This is a genomic window from Streptomyces bacillaris (assembly GCF_003268675.1).
GTDB classification, from domain to species: domain Bacteria; phylum Actinomycetota; class Actinomycetes; order Streptomycetales; family Streptomycetaceae; genus Streptomyces; species Streptomyces bacillaris.
Genome location: NZ_CP029378.1, coordinates 226,602 through 243,847, shown reverse-complemented (window position 1 = coordinate 243,847; position 17,246 = coordinate 226,602). Strand labels below are relative to the sequence as shown.

The window sequence follows — 17,246 nt, the reverse complement described above, 5'->3', positions numbered from 1 at the left end:
CTCAAGGCGTCGGCGGCCAGGGAACGTCCGCCAGCAGGGGCAGGATCTCGGCCTCCTCATAGGCGAGATGGGCGGTCAACTGCTCGGTCATCCGAGCCAGTTCGGCGCGGAAGTCGTCCGGCTCCGCGACGGCGACACCCGCCAGCAGCGCCGCCAGTGCCGACTGCACGGCGGCGATGGACCGGTGCTCCTCCCGGAGCCGCTCGAAGACCGGGCGCAGGTGGGGGTGGTACCCCTCCATCGCCGGGAACATATGGCCGTCCTCGGTGGTGTGGTGGAACTCCAGGGCCTGGCAGAACGCCAGACACCGTTGCCGGATCTGGAGGCCGAGGCCGGGAGGGGGCGGGGTACCGGCTCCCCGGTGGGCGGCGGCCCGGGCGGCGAAGTGCCCTTCCGTCTCCGCGTGCACTTGTGCCAGTTGGCCGCGCAGCCAGGTGTGTACCTCGGTGAGTTTGTCGGCCAGCGAGGTGATGGCGGGGGCCGGTGTTTGAGGGTCGGGAAGTTCCAGGGCGACGACCGGCAGCGTACGGTCGGTGGCTGCCTGGTACTCGGCGTAGCCGGGGGCCTCGGCCACCACCCGGGCGAACAGTTCGTCGCGCCGGGAGCCTTCGGCGGGCACGGCGATGGTCTCGAACTCCTGGTCTCCCAGCTCCACGTGGACCGACGGGTGGGCGAGGAGGTTGTGGTACCAGTCGGGGTGGTGCGGGGCGCCGAGGTTGGAGCCGACGACCAACAGGCGCTCGCCGTCCCGGACATGGCCGAGCGGAGTGGTGTGCGGGCGTCCGGTGCGGGCGCCCGTGGTGGTCAGCAGGAGGAGGTCGGAGCCGGCGAAGGGGCCGCCGACCTTGCCCGCGTTGGCGCGGAACTCGTCGATGACGGACTGCTGGAAGGCAGAGGGCATGGGTGTTCTGGGTCTTCCGTGAGAGGTGGAGAGGGAAAGAGAGAGCGGGACGCGGGCGCGGTGCGCGGATGCGGCAGGAAGCGGCGGCGCGCGGTCGCGAAGGCGTCGGAGAAGCGTCAGAAGACGCGGGCGGTGAGTGAACTCATCACGTCGTCCCTGGAAGAAGGTGCCGGCCCGACTGCCGGCCGGCCCAGATCTCTTTGGCCGGCGTCACGCTGCACGCGGACCATGAGAACAGGAGCGCCCGGGGCTGTCAACGCGGGTCTGCCGACCGGGCCCGGCGACCGGGAAAACGCGTTGCCCGGTCGCCGGGCGGCTGCGAGGGTCGGGGCATGTCCCTCCACGAGACCCTCCCGCCGCAGTCCTCCGTCCGCCGTACGCACCAGGTCAGCGCCCTCTTCTCGCACGGCCGCCTGACCACGATCCCGCGCAGACGGGCCCGGCTGGAGCAGCTGCTGACGCACCTCGCCGAGACGCTGTTCGAGCGCGACCGCCCGTACACCGAGCGGGAGGTCAACGAGGCCCTGCTCACCGTCCACGAGGACTGCTCGGCGCTGCGGCGCCATCTTGTCGAGGGCGGGCTGCTGGTCCGCCCCCGGGACGGCAGCAGCTACCGGCGCGTGAGGTGACGTCCTGCCCCTGTGGGCCGGGATGAGATCCTGGGCCCATGGGGATATTGCGCAAGGCGTGCACGCGGTGCACGCGACGGGGGCGGCTGCGGCGAGGCATATGCCGCCGGTGCCGGCTGAAGGAACACGGAGCCGAGGCGGCCGACACGGGCACCGACGTGGCGGAGGTCGTGGTGGAGACCGGGGCGCTCGGGATGATAGGCCGTGCGTTCGGCGCGCTCGTGCGCGCTCTGCTCAACTGACCGCCCCCTCAGGGGAGATGAGAGGGGCGGCCGGACCGTGGAGCCGACTCCGCACCGGCCGCCCGCTGCTCATCCACGGGCCCCACCGGCCGCCCCCTCACGCGTCCGCCACCGAGTCGAAGTCCACCTCCTCGCGCCCCACGCCCTGCGCGTCCGCGTCCACCGACCGGCGCAGCGCCTCATGGAGCTTCGCGGGCGTCAGGACCCCCAGGAACCGGGCCCCGTCCAGCACCGCCACCCACCCCGCGTCGTGCTGGAGCATCTCGCTGAACGCCTGCTTCAGCGGGGCGCCCACCGGCACCCACGCCTCCATCCGGCGGGCCAGCGAGCCCACCGTCCCCCGCCCCTCGGCCGACCGCAGCGCGTCCGCCGCTACCCAGCCGTGCAGCTCGCCCGTCGCGCCCAGCACCACCGCCCACCGGGCCCCCGCCGCCCGCAGCCGGTCCGCGGCCACCGCTGCCGGCTCGTCCAGCCGGGCCACCGGCGGCTCCTCCAGGTCCTCCGCCTCGATCGCGGTCACCGACAGCCGCTTCAGCCCCCGGTCCGAGCCCACGAACTGCGCCACGTACGGGGTCGCCGGGGTGCCGAGCACGGCGGCCGGGGTGTCCAGCTGCTCGACGCGCCCCTCCCCGTACACCGCGATGCGGTCGCCCATCCGGACCGCCTCCTCGATGTCGTGCGTGACCATCAGGACCGTCTTGCGCACCCGCTCCTGGAGGGCCAGGAACTCGTTCTGCAGCCGCTCCCGCACCACCGGGTCCACCGCCCCGAACGGCTCGTCCATCAGCAGCACCGGCGGATCGGCGGCCAGCGCCCGCGCCACGCCCACCCGCTGGCGCTGGCCGCCCGAGAGCTGCGCCGGATAGCGCGGGCCGTACGTCTTGGGGTCCAGCCCCACCAGGTCCAGCAGCTCCGCCGCCCGCTCCCGGGCCCGCGCCCGCTTCCAGCCGACCAGCGCGGGGACGGTCGCGGTGTTGTCCAGGACCGTGCGGTGCGGGAAGAGACCCACCTGCTGGATCACATAGCCGATGCGGCGGCGCAGCCGTACCGGGTCGACCCCGGCGATGTCCTCGCCGTCCACCAGGATCCGGCCCGAGGTCGGCTCGATCAGCCGGTTCACCATCATCATCGTGGTCGTCTTGCCGCACCCCGACGGCCCGACGAGCGTCATCAGCTCGCCCTCCGCCACCTCGAAGGAGAGCCCGTCGACCGCCGTCGTACCGTCCGGATAGACCTTGCCGACCTGCTCGAACCGGATCATGTCCGCACAGTAGGAGCGCCCCGGGCGCGGCGCACACGGGCCGGGACCGTCCGGGGCACCCGCCCGCCACATCGCCGTACCCGCCCCTTCGCCGTACACGGCACGGCATGTGCTGAAGTGGGTCTTCGACCAGGACCGGCCCGGCCCCCGACCCAGGAGCATCCGTGACCAGCTACCGCCAGCCCGGCGTCGTCCTCACCGACCGGCGCTTCACCGTCCCCCTCGACCACAGCGACCCCGGCGGGGAGCGGATCGAGGTGTACGGGCGCGAGGCCGTGGCCGCCGGGCGGGCCGGTGAGGCGCTGCCCTGGCTGGTCTATCTGGAGGGCGGCCCCGGCTTCGGCGCCCGCCGGTTCACCGGCACGGAAGCCTGGCTCGGCCGGGCCCTGCGCGAGTTCCGGGTGCTCCTGCTCGACCAGCGCGGCACCGGCCTGTCCACCCCCGCCAACCGGCAGACCCTCCCGCTCCGCGGCGGCCCCCGCGAACAGGCCGACTACCTGGCCCACTTCCGCTCCGACGCCATCGTCCGCGACTGCGAGGCCATCCGGCAGCAGGTCACCGGCGGCGCCCCCTGGACCGTCCTCGGCCAGTCCTTCGGCGGGTTCTGCGCGGTCCGCTATCTCTCCTCGGCGCCCGAGGGGCTCGCGGCGGTCCTCATCACCGGCGGGCTGCCCTCGCTGGACGCGCACGCGGACGACGTCTACCGGGCCGCGTACCCCCGTATCGAACGGAAGGTCGCCGCCCACTACGCCCGCTACCCGCAGGACGTGGACCGGGCCCGCGCCATCGCCGGACACCTCGCCGAGCACCGCCCGGAGAGCGCCGGCCACCGGCTGACCCCCGAACTCTTCCAGTCGCTCGGCATCCTGCTCGGCACCGGAAACGGCAGCCACCAGCTCCACTACCTGCTGGAGAACGCCTTCGTCCGCACCCCGCACGGCACCGAACTCTCCGACACCTTCCAGGAGGGACTGCGCTCCGCCACCTCCTTCGCCGGGCACCCGCTCTACGCCCTGCTCCACGAGGCGATCTACGGACAGGGACCCCGCGCCACGGCCTGGGCCGCCGACCGCGTACGAGCCGAGTTCCCGCAGTTCGACGCGGCCACGGCCCTGGCGGGGAACGGGCCGCTCCTCTTCACCGGGGAGACCATCCACCCCTGGCACTTCGAGGCCGACCCGGCGCTGCGCCCGCTGCGCGAGACCGCCGAACTCCTCGCGCGGCGGACCGACTGGCCCGTCCTCTACGACCCCGAGCGGCTCGCCGCCAACGAGGTGCCCGTCGCCGCGGCCGTCTACCACGACGACATGTACGTCGACACCCGGCACTCGCTGCGCACCGCCGCCGCGATCCGGGGGCTCCGCACCTGGGTGACGAACGAGTACGAGCACGACGGCGTGCGCGCCGGCGGACCGCGCGTCCTCGACCGGCTGCTGGCGCTGGTCAGGGGCGAGGCCTGAGCGGAGCCCCGGCCATCAGCGCTGCAGCGCCTCCAGCGTGGCGTCCAGGTCCGTGGTGCCGGAGCGCGAGGCCCGGTTGTACGGCAGCTTCGACAGGGCGGAGGCCATGCCGCAGGTGTTGGTGACGGCCGAGAAGACCAGGCCCGAACCGACACCGGCGGAGAGCCAGCGCGCGGCCGGGAAGCGGATGCCCGCCACCAGCCCGGCCACCACCAGCGAACCGGCCGCCAGCCGCACCTGCCGCTCCATCGGCCAGACCGCGCGGGCGCCCTCCGGCCGGTCCAGGCCACGGCCGTCGCCCTCCCAGGCGGAGGTGCCGCCGGTCAGCGTCAGGGCCTCGATGTCCGCGCCCGCCAGGATCTCGCAGGCCCGGGTGGAGCGGACCCCGGAGGCGCACACCACCAGCAGCGAACCACGGGCCGAGGCCGACTTGAGGGCGGGCAGGGCCTCGGGCAGCTTGTCGAGCGGGATGTTCAGGGCGCCGGGCACATGGCCGGCGGCGTACTCGCCGGGAGCCCGTACGTCGATGACGGTGAACTCCTCCAGACGGGCTGCGGCCTGGGCGGGGGAGAGGGAGGCGGGGCTGGTCACGGGTGGGGATTCCTTTCGACGGCCGGGCGGACGGCGGGAGGGCTGGGACTCTACACGTGTCCCCAGCACCGGCCACTACGTTTCTCCAGCACCGTACGGCCGGCCCGCATTCCCCTCCCCTACCCGGAGACCCGCCGGTCACGGCCCCCTCGCATGATCGTCGGTAGCCTGCCGGTATGACCCAGCAGCGACTCGAACCCCTGCCCACCGACTGGAGCCGCGCCCTCGCGGTGGTCGCCCATCCCGACGACCTGGAGTACGGAGCGGCCGCCGCCGTCGCCGCGTGGACCGACGGCGGCCGCGAGGTCGTCTACCTCCTCGCCACCCGGGGCGAGGCCGGGATCGACAGCCTGCCGCCCGCCGAGTGCGCCCCGCTGCGCGAACGGGAGCAGCGGGCGAGCGCCGCCGTCGTCGGAGTCCGCACGGTCGAGTTCCTCGACCACCGGGACGGGGTGATCGAGTACGGCACCGCGCTGCGCCGCGACATCGCCGCCGCCATCCGCCGCCACCGCCCCGAACTCGTCGTCACCCTCAACCACCGCGACACCTGGGGCGGGGTCGCCTGGAACACCCCCGACCACCGGGCGGTCGGCCGGGCCACGCTGGACGCGGTGGCCGACGCGGGCAACCGGTGGATCTTCCCGGAGCTGACCGAACAGGGGTTGGAGCCGTGGGGCGGGGTGCGCTGGAGCGCCGTGGCGGGCAGCGACCGGCCCACGCACGCGGTGGACGCGACGGCCGGGTTCGAGCGCTCCGTGCGGTCGCTGCTCGAACACCGCACCTACATCGAGGCGCTGACCGAGGAGGCGCCGGAGAAGTACTGCCGCTCCTTCCTGGAGGGCATGGTGCGCGCCGAGGCCGAGCGGTTCGGCGGCCGGCCGGCCGTCACCTTCGAGGTCTTCGCCCACTGACCGGGCCGGGCCGAAGCCGCCATGAGTGGGCGGGATTGACAAAGCCAGTTGCCGATTCTGCAATGGCCCCATGAAGGAACACGACCGGGACGACCCCGAACTCGACGCCGTGCTCACCGGGGTCGGCCCCCGGCTGCGCCGCCTGCGCAAGGACCGCGGGGTCACCCTCTCCGCGCTCTCCGCCGCCACCGGAATCTCCGTCTCCACGCTCTCCCGGCTGGAGTCCGGCGGCCGTCGCCCCAGCCTGGAGCTGCTGCTCCCGATCGCCCGCGCACATGAGGTCCCGCTCGACGACCTGGTGGGCGCCCCGCCCGTGGGGGACCCCCGGGTGCGTGCCAAGCCGATCGTGCGGCACGGGCGGACGATGGTGCCGCTGACCGCCCGGCCCGGCGGACTCCAGGCGTACAAGATGGTGCAGGAGGCGGGGAGTGGCGAGGAGCCTGAGCAGCGGACGCACGAGGGGTACGAGTGGCTCTTCGTGCTCTCCGGGAAGCTGCGGCTGCTCCTGGCCGAGCACGATCTCGTGCTGGAGCCGGGCGAGGCCGCCGAGTTCGACACCCGGCTGCCGCACTGGTTCGGGCCCGCGGAGGACAAGCCGGTGGAGTTCCTGAGCCTGTTCGGGCCGCAGGGGGAGCGGATGCACGTACGGGCGAAGCCGAAGCGGGGGTGAGGGTGCTGCCGTCGGCCGTGCCGAGGTGTTCCCAGGGAGGCAAGCGACCGCTTAGTATGCCCAGCGGCAGTGGTAGTGCCGACAGCGGCAGCGGTTGCTGCCGACAAGTGCCGACAGTGTTGTGGAGGCCCCCTCATGCAGGCATGGCGAGTGCACCGGAACGGCGAGCCGGGCGAGGTGATGAGCCTGGAGGAGACGGACCGGCCCACCCCCGGTGACGGGCAGGTGCTCGTCCGGGTGAGCGCGGCGAACGTCAACTTCCCCGACGCCCTGCTCTGCCGGGGCCAGTACCAGGTGCGGCCCCCGCTGCCGTTCACCCCGGGCGTCGAGGTGTGCGGCACCACGGAGGACGGGCGGCGCGTCCTCGCCACCCCGGCCCTGCCGTACGGCGGTTTCGCCGAGTACGTCGTCGCGGACGAGGCGGCCCTGCTGCCCGCCCCCGACGCGCTGGACGACGCCGAGGCGGCCGCGCTCCACATCGGCTACCAGACCGGCTGGTTCGGCCTCCACCGCCGCGCCCGCCTCCAGCCCGGGGAGACCCTGCTCGTCCACGCGGCGGCCGGCGGGGTCGGCAGTGCGGCCGTCCAGCTCGGCAAGGCGGCGGGCGCCACCGTCATCGGGGTCGTCGGCGGACCGGAGAAGGCGGCCGTCGCCCGCGAACTGGGCTGCGACCTGGTCATCGACCGCCGCAGCGAGGACATCGTGGCTGCCGTGAAAGAGGCCACCGGCGGGCGCGGCGCCGACGTCGTCTACGACCCGGTCGGCGGCGACGCGTACGCCAAGTCCGTCAAGTGCATCGCCTTCGAGGGCCGGGTCCTCGTCGTCGGCTTCGCCAGTGGCAACATCCCCGCCCCCGCGCTCAACCACGCCCTCGTGAAGAACTACTCGATCGTCGGGCTGCACTGGGGCCTCTACAACACCCACGACCCGGCCGCCGTCCGCGCCTGCCACGACGAGCTGACGAAGCTGGCCGCGCAGGGCATCGTGAAGCCACTGGTCAGCGAGCGTGTCGCGATGACCGGGGCCGCCGACGCCGTGCAACGCGTGGCGGACGGCACCAGCACCGGCCGGATCGTCGTCCTGCCGGGAGGCGCCCGATGAGCCCCGCCGTCGACGCCGCCGAACTCCGCCGCCGCACCCGCGACCTGCTCGCCGCCCACCCGCCCGCCACCACCGACCGCACCGACTTCCTCAAGGCCCGGTTCGACGCGGGCCTCGCCTGGGTCCACTACCCGGAGGGGCTCGGCGGGCTCGATGCGCCCCGCTCCCTCCAGCAGGCCGTCGACGCCGAACTGGCCGCCGCCGACGCCCCCGACAACGACCCGCGCCGCATCGGCATCGGGCTCGGCATGGCCGCCCCCACCATCCTCGGCTTCGGCACCGACGAGCAGAAGCGGCGCTTCCTGCGCCCCCTGTGGGTGGGGGAGGAGGTCTGGTGCCAGCTCTTCAGCGAGCCCGGCGCCGGCTCCGACCTCGCCGCCCTCGCCACCCGGGCGGTCCGCGACGGCGACGACTGGGTGGTGGACGGGCAGAAGGTCTGGACGTCCAGTGCCCATGCGGCCCGCTGGGCGATCCTCATCGCCCGCACCGACCCGGACCTTCCCAAGCACCGGGGCATCAGCTACTTCATCTGCGACGTGACCGACCCGGGCGTCGACGTCCGGCCGCTGCGCCAGATCACCGGCGAGGCCGAGTTCAACGAGGTCTTCCTCTCCGGCGTCCGCATCCCCGACAGCCACCGGCTCGGCCCGGTAGGGGAGGGCTGGAAGGTCGCCCAGACCACGCTGATGAACGAGCGCGTCTCCATCGGCGGCTCCCGCATCCCCCGCGAGGGCGGCATGATCGGCCCCGTCTCGCGGACCTGGCGCGAGCGCCCCGAACTGCGCACCCACGACACCCACCAACGCCTGCTCACCCTCTGGGTGGAGGCCGAGGTCGCCCGGCTCACCGGGGAGCGGCTGCGCCAGCAGCTCGTCGCCGGACAGCCCGGCCCCGAGGGCTCTGGCATGAAGCTCGCCTTCGCCCGCCTCAACCAGCAGATCAGTGGCCTGGAGGTCGAACTGCTCGGTGACGAAGGGCTGTTGTACGGCGACTGGACCATGGTCCGCCCGGAGCTGGTCGACTTCACCGGCCGGGACGCGGGCTACCGCTACCTCCGCTCCAAGGGCAACTCCATCGAGGGCGGTACCAGCGAGGTCCTGCTGAACATCGTGGCCGAGCGCGTCCTCGGGCTGCCCGCCGAACCCCGTAACGACAAGGACGTCGCCTGGAAGGACCTGAGCCGATGACCGCGCGCACCGAGCCGCAGCCCCAGCCCGCCACCCCCGATCTGCTCTACTCCCAGGACGAGGAGGACCTGCGCTCCGCCGTCCGCGCTCTCCTCGCCGACCGGGCCGCCGCGCCGACAGTGATCGCGGCGACCGAGGCGGACACGCCGTACGACCCCCGCCTCTGGGAGGCCCTCGCCACCGGCATCGGTGCCGCCGGGCTCCTCGTCCCCGAGAAGCTCGGCGGCCAGGGCGCGTCCCACCGGGAGGCCGCCGTGGTCCTGGAGGAGCTGGGGCGCAGCGTCGCCCCGGCTCCGTATCTGACCAGCTCCGTCGTGGCCACCGAGACCCTGCTCGCCCTCGCCGGGGACGGCGGACCGGCCGCAGCCCTCCTGGGCGAGCTGGCCTCCGGGGCCCGTACGGCCGTGCTCGCCGTCCCCTTCGCCACCCCGCCCGCGGACCCGGCGGCCGCCCTCGCCACGCTCGACGGTACGGTCCGGGGGATCGCGGACGCGGCCGTGGCCGATGTGCTGCTGGTCCCGACCGCCGAAGGGCTGTACGCGGTCGAGGCCACGGCCCCCGGAGCGGCGGTGGAGCCCCTCGTACCGCTCGACCTCACCCGCCCTCTCGCCACCCTCACCCTCTCCGTCGCGACCGGCACCCTGCTGGCCGCGCCGGAAGCGAGCGCCACCGCCGTGGAACGAGGCCTGCTCGCCGGGGCCGGGCTGCTCGCCTCCGAGCAGCTCGGGATCGCGGAGTGGTGTCTGACCGAGACCGTGCGGTACACCCGCGAACGGCACCAGTTCAACCGGCCCGTGGGCTCGTTCCAGGCGCTCAAGCACCGGATGGCACAGCTCTGGCTGGAGGTCGTCTCGGCCCGCGCCGCCGCCCGCAACGCCGCCGACGCCCTCGCCACCGGCAGCCCCGACGCCCCGCTCGCGGTCGCGGTGGCGCAGGCGTACTGCTCGGGCGTCGCGGTCCACGCGGCCGAGGAGTGCGTCCAGCTCCACGGTGGCATCGGCATGACCTGGGAGCACCCGGCGCACCTGTATCTGAAGCGGGCCAAGGCGGACTCCATCGCCTACGGCTCGGCGGGCACCCACCGGGAGGCCGTCGCGGAGCTGGTGGAGCTGCCCGCGCCGTAGGGCGTGATCGCCTCCGCCCACTCGTCCGATCCGGTGGTGTGCGCGTGCGAGGCGACCCGTTCCGCCCCGGTGGGCGTTGGTCCGTGGGGCGCGCGTGCGCTCGGCGGACACGACCGGCAAGGGTGTGAGGCAGGCGATGACGAACATGGATCGCAGGGGCGTTCTGCGGCTGACTTCGGCGGCGACCATCGCCGGGGGACTGGTCGCCGGGGCGGGCGGGGCCGCCCACGCGGCGCCCAGGGTGGCCCGCCGGATCACCCTGACCGGCAGGCGCACGGGCGCGAACATCCCGGAGGTCCTCACGGTCGGCGTCCCGTACTTCGTCCGGTACGAGCTGTCGGACGAACAGGGCGACAGCGTGGGCACCGAGAACGCGCACTGCCTGCCGGTCGTCGTCGGGCTGGACGGCTCGTCCGTCCTGGCGACGCTGGTCCTGAGCCTCGACGACGGCCTGATCACGGCTGCCACGGCCTTCCAGCGGCCGCTTCCCGCCGTGACCGAGTCCCCGGTGAACGCCCAGCCGTGGTCCCACGTCTTCGCGATCACCGGAGGGACGGGGACCTATGAGGGCGCGGCCGGCTCGATCAGGATCGACCACCTGACGAGGGACGAGGACGTGCTCACCATCGACCTGGCCGAAGCCTCGCTATAGCCGGGCGAGGCCGGCCTCCGAAAAGCCATCCCCTGTCGCACCGGCCCTGGTGCACCCCGTCTCGTCTGTCGAGGCGGGGTGTACCAGGGCCTTTTACATCCTGTTTAATTGCATACCGTTCGCAAAAACAGTCGATCTTGAACAGGGATGTGCAGAGTATGACGGCCCGATCGATACGCGGGGCGGTCGCCGCCACGCTGGTGACCGCACTGTCCCTGACCGCGGCAGCCTGCTCCAACCCGGACAGCCCCAAGAGCGGCTCCGGGACCGCGACCACCTCGGCCGTGGTCGGCATCGCCTACGAGCCCGACAGCCTGAGCCCCCTGCTCGGCTACGGCAAGGACGGCAACTCGAAGATCTTCGACGGGCTGCTCACGCTGGACGCCGACATGAAGCTCCAGCCGGCCCTCGCGGTCGCCCTCCCCGAGGTCAGTGCCGACGGGCTGACGTACACGTACAAGCTGCGCCAGGGCGTGAAGTTCAGCGACGGCAAGCCGTTCGGCGCCAAGGACGTCGTCTTCACCTACCGGACCATCCTGGACGCGAAGACCAACAACCCCTCCCGCACCGAGCTGGACGCCGTCAAGGACGTCACCGCGAAGGGCGAGGACACCGTCGTCTTCACGCTCAAGTACCCCTACGCGCCCTTCGCCCAGCGCACCGTCCTGCCCATCGCCCCCGAGCACATCGCGGGCAAGCAGGACGTCAACACCGGCGCCTTCACCACCCGGCCCGTCGGCACCGGACCGTACGTCCTCACCAACTGGTCCAAGGGCGAGAAGCTCAGCTTCACCGCCAACCCCCACTACTGGGGCGGCGAACCCGAGGTGAAGAAGTTCACCATGGCGATCATCAAGGACGACGACGTGCGCGCCACCCGGCTGCGCTCCGGCGACCTCGACGGCGCGATCCTGCCGCCCAACCTCGCCAAGGGCTTCGCGGGCGACAAGGGCAAGAAGACCTACGCGGCCAACAGCTACGACTACCGCACGGTGACGCTCCCCACCAACAACAAGGTCGCGGGCGACATCGCCGTGCGCCGCGCCCTCGATGTCGCCGTCGACCGCCAGACCATGGTCGACGCCATCCTCAACGGCAGCGGCAAGCCCGCCTACGGGCCCGTCCCCACCGACAGCGAGTGGTTCACCCAGGGCACCGAGCGCAAGCACGACCTCGCCGCCGCCCAGAAGATCCTGGACGAGGCCGGGTGGAAGCCGGGCAAGGACGGCATCCGGGTGAAGGACGGCGTCCGCGCCACCTTCCCGCTCTGGTACCTCAGCGGCGACAAGCTCCGTCAGGAGCACGCTCTCGCCTACGCCTCCGACGCCAAGAAGGCGGGCATCGACATCCGCACCGAGGCCGGGACCTGGGAGGTCATCGAGCCTCGGATGAAGCACGACGCCGTGCTCGCGGGCGGCGGCTCCCCGGCCGACCCCGACTTCGACCAGTACACCCTGCTGAAGTCCTCCCTCGCGGGTGACGGCTTCAACAACATGGCCTGGTACGACAACAAGGCCGTCGACGCGGCGATCGAGGCGGGCCGCAAGAGCGGGGACAAGGCCGAGCGGAAGAAGGCGTACGACACCGTCCAGCGCGAGCTGGTGAAGAACCCGGGCTACACCTTCCTCACCCACATCGACCACCTCTACGTCGTCGACGACCGCTTCGGCCCCCTCACCACCCAGGTCGAGCCGCACGACCACGGCCTGGCCTCCGGCCCCTGGTGGAACGTCGAGAAGTGGAAGACCGAGAACACCGGAGACACGAAGAAGTGAAGCCCCGCCTCCCCTGGGGGCCGATGGCACGGATGACGGGACGGCGGGCCCTGTTCGCCGTCCCGGTCCTCCTCACCGTCACCTTCGGCGTCTTCGCCGTCGCGGCCGCGTCCCCCTTCGACCAGGTCAAGGCGTACGCGGGCACCGCCGGGCTGACCGCATCGCAGGAGAACCTGGACCAGCTCCGGGCCAACCTCGGTGTGGACCAGCCGCTCGTCGCCCGCTGGTGGAACTGGCTGACCTCGGCCCTCCAGGGCGACCTGGGGGACTCCAGCGTGATGCGCCAGCCGGTGGCCGACGTGATCGTCGAACGCATGGGCTGGTCCGCCCTGCTCGCCACCTCCGCCTTCCTCATCGCCATCCTCCTCGGCACCGCGCTCGGCGTCCTCGCCGCGCGCAGGCCCGGCGGCTGGCTCGACCGGGCCGTCAGCTCAGCCGCGTACACCCTGGAAGCCGCCCCCGCCTTCTGGCTCGGCCTCCTCGCCATCTGGCTCTTCGCCCTGAAGCTGGGCGTCCTCCCGGCCGGCGGGCTCACCGACGCGGGCAGCGACGTGGTCACCTTCGGCCAGGTCGCCTCCCACCTGGTGCTGCCCGCGGCCGTCCTCGGCATCTCCCAGCTGCCGTGGTTCTTCCTGTACGTACGCCAAGGGGTCATAGACGCCCTCGCGGAAGACCCCGTGCGCGGAGCGCGCGCCCGCGGACTCAGCGAGCGCACGGTGCTCCTCGGCCACGGCCTGCGCTCCGGGATGCTCCCGATGCTCACCCTGATCGGCTCCCGCGTCCCCGAACTCATCACCGGGGCGCTCCTCATCGAGACCGTCTTCAGCTGGCCCGGCATCGCCGCCGCCACCGTGGAGGCCGCCACCTCGGTGGACTTCTCCCTGCTGGCCGCGCTCACGGTGCTCGCCACCGCGGCCGTCCTGCTCGGCAACCTCCTCTCCGACCTGCTCTACGGGCTCGCCGACCCCCGGGTGGCCTTCGATGGCTGAGACCGCACTCGCCCCGCTGCCGGGCCGCACCACCCGCCGCGTCCGGGTGGTCACCTCCGTGACCATCGTCGTCGCCGTCGCGCTCGCCGTGCTGATCGTGCCGCCGCTGGCCCAGCTCGACGAGCAGGCCGTCGACCTCTCCAACAAGCTCCACCCGCCGTCCTGGGCCCATCCCTTCGGCACCGACGACGTCGGCCGCGACCTGCTGCTGCGCTGTGTCTACGGGCTCCGCGTCTCGCTGCTCGTCGGCCTGGTCGCCGCCCTCACCGCCACCGTCATCGGCACGGCCATCGGCGCGCTCGCCGGGGCGTTCGGCGGCTGGGCGGACCGGATCGTGATGCGGGTCGTCGACACCCTGTCCTCGATCCCGCATCTGCTGCTCGGCATCTTCATCGTCGCCATGTTCCGGCCCGGCGTCTGGCCGGTGATCATCTCGGTGGCCCTCACCCACTGGATCTCCACCGCCCGGATCGTCCGCTCCGAGGTGCTCTCGCTGCGCTCGCGCCCCTTCATCGACGCGGCCGTCTCCGGCGGCGCGTCCCGGGGCCGGGTCGTCGTCCGCCACCTGCTGCCCGGGGTGCTCCCGCAGGCCGGGCTCGCGGCGGTCCTCATGGTCCCGCACGCCATGTGGCACGAGTCCGCGCTCTCCTTCCTCGGTCTCGGCCTCCCGGCCCACCAGGCCAGCCTGGGCAACCTCGTCCAGTCCGCGCGCGGTTCGCTGCTCGCGGGGGACTGGTGGCCGACGCTCTTCCCCGGTCTCTTCCTGATCATCCCGACCCTCGCCCTGGCGGGGCTGGCCGGAGCCTGGCGGGACCGGATCAACCCGCGCCGGAAATCGGAGCTGATGCTGTGACCGCCGACCACACCCCGGGTCCCGCCGTCCTTGATGTCCAGGACCTCTCCGTACGCTTCCGGATGCGCGGCGGCCGGGACATCGCGGCCGTCACCGACGCCCGGTTCTCCGTCGCGCCGGGGGAGTGCCTGGCCCTCGTCGGAGAGAGCGGCTGCGGCAAGTCCGTGCTCGCCTCCGCGCTGCTCGGCCTGCTCCCGGCCAACGCGCAGACCACCGGCAGTGCGGTGCTCGGCGGGGCGACCGACCTGCTGACGGCGGGGGAGCGGACGCTGGCCCGTACGGTACGGGGGCGGCGCATCGGCCTCGTACCGCAGAGCCCCGCCGCCCATCTCACGCCCGTGCGCACCGTCCGCGCCCAGCTGGAGGAGACCCTCCGCGAGCTGACCGGGGTGCGGGGGGCCGCGGCCGTGCGGGAGGCGGCCGAGAAGGCCGCCGCCCGGGCCTCGTTCCCGGCCGGCCACCTGGACCGCTACCCGCACGAACTCTCCGGCGGTCTCGCCCAGCGCGCCGCCACCGCCCTCGCCCTGATCGGGGACGCCCCGCTGCTGCTGGCGGACGAGCCCACCACGGGCCTGGACCGGGACCTCGTCGAGCGGACCGTGGACGAGCTGCGCCGCCACACCGACGAGGGCAGGGCGCTGCTGATCATCACCCACGACCTGGCGGCGGCCGAGCGGATCGCGGACCGGGTCGCGGTGATGTACGCGGGCCGGATCGTGGAGATCGCCGACGCCGGGCCGTTCTTCGGCGCGCCCGGCCCCCGCCACCCGTACGCCAAGGGGCTGCTGGACGCCCTGCCCGAACGGGACTTCGCGCCGATCCCCGGCATGCCGCCCGAACTCGGCGCGCTCCCCGACGGCTGCACCTTCGCCGCCCGGTGCGCCCGCGCGGACGCCCGCTGCACCACCGAGCGCCCGGCCTTCACCGGCGGACTGGCCTGTCACCACGGGCTGACCGACCGCACGCACTCCCTCGTGAAGGAGGCCGCCGATGCTTGAGCTGACCGGCATCACCGCCGGGTACGACCGCCGCGACCCCGTCGTCCGCGATGTCTCCCTGAGCGTCGGCCACGGCGAGGCGGTCGGACTCCTCGGCCCCAGCGGCTGCGGCAAGTCCACCCTGGCCAGGGTCGCCGCCCTGCTGCACCGCCCGGACGCCGGGACCATGACCCTGGACGGCACGGTCGTACGCGGCTGGCGCCACCGCGCCCCGCAGGAGCGGCGCACCACCGTGGGCGTCGTCTTCCAGCAGCCCCGGCTCTCCGCCGACCCCCGCCTCAGCCTCCGCGAACTCATCGCCCAGCCGCTCCGCGCCACCGGCCGCCGCCGCGAGGTCCCCGGGCGGGTGGCGGAGCTGTCCTCCCTGGTCGGCCTCTCCGCCGAACTGCTGGAGCGCCGCCCGCACGCGGTGAGCGACGGCCAGCTCCAGCGCGCCTGCCTGGCCCGGGCGCTGGTGCTGCGGCCGAAGCTGCTGATCTGCGACGAGATGACCGCGATGCTCGACGCCTCGACGACCGCCGCCCTGGTCGCGGTGGTGGAGGCCTACCGGACGGAGTCCGGCGCCGCACTGCTGGCCGTGGGCCACGACCGGGTTCTCCTGGAGCGCTGGTGCGACCGGACGGTCCGGTGGGGTGAGCGGAGCGTGGAGCGCGTGCCGGTGGGGTGACGGGCCCGCCCGCCGGGCCCTCACCCGACGGCCTGACGGCCTCTCACCCGTCGGGCCTTCCGGCGGTCGGGCTCTTCCGGCAGCCGGGAGGACGGCGGGCGACGGGACCGAGGCCATCACGCCAACACTTGGCAGGTACCTGACCTATCCGGGTCGTCCGGCCCATACTCGTCGCGTCCGGCCCGTCCCGGGCCCTCCGCCCGGCCGACCGCTCCAGGGAGCCGCCATGGAAGCCCCGTCAGCCCTGCCCGCCCCGACCCGCCGCCGCGCCCTCACCGTCACGCTGGCCACCGCCGCCGCGGTGATCGCCGCTCCCGCCGGAGTGGCCGCCGCGTCCCCGGCCGCCGTCGGGCGCCCGTCCCGGCCCCGCCCACGCACCCGGCCCCTCCGGCACGCCCACGCGCACAACGACTATCTCCACCCCCGCCCCCTCCACGACGCCCTCGCGCACGGGTTCACCAGCGTCGAGGCGGACATCTTCCTCGTCGACGGTGAGCTGCTCGTCGCGCACGAGCCCGCCGGACTCGACCCGCGCCGCACGCTCGCCGCGCTCTACCTCGAACCGTTACGCGCCCTCGTCCGCGCCGGCCACGGCAGCGTGTACCCGCACCACCGCGCACCCTTCCGACTCCTCATCGACATCAAGGCCGACGGCGTCGCCGCCTACCGGGAACTCGACCGGCAGCTCACCCGCCACGGCTCCCTCTTCACCCGCTACCACCACGGCCGCGTCCGCCCCGGAGCCGTCACCGCCGTCATCTCCGGCGACCGCGCCGCCCGTGTGCCGATGGAGTCCCAGCGCACGCGCCTCGCGTTCTACGACGGCCGCCTCGACGACCTCGGCACGCCCGCCCCCGCCTCCTTCGCCCCGCTCATCAGTGCCAACTGGACCCAGACCTTCGGCTGGTCCGGCGTCGGGCCCTTCCCCCGGGCCGAGCGCGACCGGCTCCGCGCGCTCGTCGCCACCGCCCACCGCGAAGGCCGCCGCATCCGCTTCTGGGCCACCCCCGACCTGCCGGGACCCGCCCGGGATGCCGTCTGGGGCGAACTCCTGGCCGCCGGGGTCGACCACCTCAACACCGACGACCTGGCCGGACTCGAACGCTTCCTCCGCGCCCGTGCGGGCGCCGCCCTGACTCCGTAACCCCCTCACCGCGCGGGAGTACCCGTTCGGCGGACACGCCAGTGCGCCGAACGGCCGCCCCGCTGCGCCACACTGGCGGCCGAATGCCGCA

17 protein-coding genes are annotated in these 17,246 nt (G+C 73.6%); 14 read left to right on the top strand and 3 right to left on the bottom strand.

Features of this window, described 5'->3' with window-relative positions:
• Position 1: 1 nt before the first annotated feature.
• Positions 2-901, bottom strand: a complete 900-nt coding sequence (locus tag DJ476_RS01070) for a nitroreductase/quinone reductase family protein (protein ID WP_112489562.1) — start codon at positions 899-901, stop codon at positions 2-4.
• 332 nt (positions 902-1,233) lie between these two features.
• Between DJ476_RS01070 and DJ476_RS01065 the strand changes: the two genes are divergently transcribed.
• Complete coding sequence (locus tag DJ476_RS01065) at positions 1,234-1,530, top strand: DUF2087 domain-containing protein (RefSeq protein ID WP_112489561.1); 297 nt, start codon at positions 1,234-1,236, stop codon at positions 1,528-1,530.
• A gap of 339 nt (positions 1,531-1,869) precedes the next feature.
• Here DJ476_RS01065 and DJ476_RS01060 read toward each other — a convergent pair whose 3' ends face one another.
• Complete coding sequence (locus tag DJ476_RS01060; protein WP_103420106.1) at positions 1,870-3,033, bottom strand: betaine/proline/choline family ABC transporter ATP-binding protein; 1,164 nt, start codon at positions 3,031-3,033, stop codon at positions 1,870-1,872.
• 164 nt (positions 3,034-3,197) lie between these two features.
• Between DJ476_RS01060 and DJ476_RS01055 the strand changes: the two genes are divergently transcribed.
• Complete coding sequence (locus DJ476_RS01055) at positions 3,198-4,493, top strand: alpha/beta fold hydrolase (RefSeq protein ID WP_103420108.1); 1,296 nt, start codon at positions 3,198-3,200, stop codon at positions 4,491-4,493.
• Positions 4,494-4,508: 15 nt separating this feature from the next.
• On the opposite strand, the gene DJ476_RS01050 is transcribed toward DJ476_RS01055, so the two are convergent.
• Complete coding sequence (locus DJ476_RS01050) at positions 4,509-5,084, bottom strand: rhodanese-like domain-containing protein (protein WP_112489560.1); 576 nt, start codon at positions 5,082-5,084, stop codon at positions 4,509-4,511.
• A gap of 176 nt (positions 5,085-5,260) precedes the next feature.
• Here DJ476_RS01050 and DJ476_RS01045 point away from each other — a divergent pair, with 176 nt between their 5' ends.
• The 12 genes from DJ476_RS01045 (at position 5,261) to DJ476_RS00990 (ending at position 17,155) form a co-directional block, all read left to right on the top strand.
• On the top strand, positions 5,261-5,995 hold the full coding sequence (locus tag DJ476_RS01045) for a PIG-L deacetylase family protein (protein ID WP_103420112.1): 735 nt from the start codon (positions 5,261-5,263) through the stop codon (positions 5,993-5,995).
• 70 nt (positions 5,996-6,065) lie between these two features.
• Positions 6,066-6,665, top strand: a complete 600-nt coding sequence (locus tag DJ476_RS01040; protein ID WP_070200268.1) for a helix-turn-helix domain-containing protein — start codon at positions 6,066-6,068, stop codon at positions 6,663-6,665.
• 135 nt (positions 6,666-6,800) lie between these two features.
• Positions 6,801-7,766 (top strand): NADPH:quinone oxidoreductase family protein, encoded by a 966-nt coding sequence (locus tag DJ476_RS01035; RefSeq protein WP_112489559.1) that lies wholly within the window; start codon positions 6,801-6,803, stop codon positions 7,764-7,766.
• A complete protein-coding gene (locus tag DJ476_RS01030) occupies positions 7,763-8,953 on the top strand; it encodes an acyl-CoA dehydrogenase family protein (protein ID WP_112489558.1) in 1,191 nt (396 codons plus the stop codon). The genes DJ476_RS01035 and DJ476_RS01030 overlap by 4 nt, the downstream gene beginning before the upstream one ends.
• Complete coding sequence (locus DJ476_RS01025) at positions 8,950-10,077, top strand: acyl-CoA dehydrogenase family protein (protein WP_112489557.1); 1,128 nt, start codon at positions 8,950-8,952, stop codon at positions 10,075-10,077. The genes DJ476_RS01030 and DJ476_RS01025 overlap by 4 nt, the downstream gene beginning before the upstream one ends.
• A 136-nt stretch (positions 10,078-10,213) precedes the next feature.
• Positions 10,214-10,729 (top strand): hypothetical protein, encoded by a 516-nt coding sequence (locus tag DJ476_RS01020; RefSeq protein WP_103420231.1) that lies wholly within the window; start codon positions 10,214-10,216, stop codon positions 10,727-10,729.
• Positions 10,730-10,887: 158 nt separating this feature from the next.
• A complete protein-coding gene (locus DJ476_RS01015; protein ID WP_103420120.1) occupies positions 10,888-12,504 on the top strand; it encodes an ABC transporter substrate-binding protein in 1,617 nt (538 codons plus the stop codon).
• 23 nt (positions 12,505-12,527) lie between these two features.
• Positions 12,528-13,493: an ABC transporter permease gene (locus tag DJ476_RS01010; protein WP_112489556.1), complete on the top strand. Its 966-nt coding sequence runs from the start codon at positions 12,528-12,530 to the stop codon at positions 13,491-13,493.
• Positions 13,486-14,346 carry an ABC transporter permease gene (locus DJ476_RS01005; RefSeq protein ID WP_019765479.1) on the top strand — a complete coding sequence of 287 codons (861 nt, stop codon included), beginning with the start codon at positions 13,486-13,488 and terminating at the stop codon, positions 14,344-14,346. Before DJ476_RS01010 ends, DJ476_RS01005 begins: the two co-directional genes overlap by 8 nt.
• The gene (locus tag DJ476_RS01000) at positions 14,343-15,344 is read left to right on the top strand and encodes an ABC transporter ATP-binding protein (RefSeq protein WP_112489555.1); all 1,002 of its coding nucleotides are present in this window, start codon (positions 14,343-14,345) and stop codon (positions 15,342-15,344) included. The genes DJ476_RS01005 and DJ476_RS01000 overlap by 4 nt, the downstream gene beginning before the upstream one ends.
• Positions 15,337-16,011 (top strand): ABC transporter ATP-binding protein, encoded by a 675-nt coding sequence (locus tag DJ476_RS00995; protein WP_103420124.1) that lies wholly within the window; start codon positions 15,337-15,339, stop codon positions 16,009-16,011. Before DJ476_RS01000 ends, DJ476_RS00995 begins: the two co-directional genes overlap by 8 nt.
• Positions 16,012-16,255: 244 nt before the next feature.
• Positions 16,256-17,155: a phosphatidylinositol-specific phospholipase C/glycerophosphodiester phosphodiesterase family protein gene (locus tag DJ476_RS00990; protein ID WP_112492399.1), complete on the top strand. Its 900-nt coding sequence runs from the start codon at positions 16,256-16,258 to the stop codon at positions 17,153-17,155.
• Positions 17,156-17,246 lie beyond the last annotated feature (91 nt).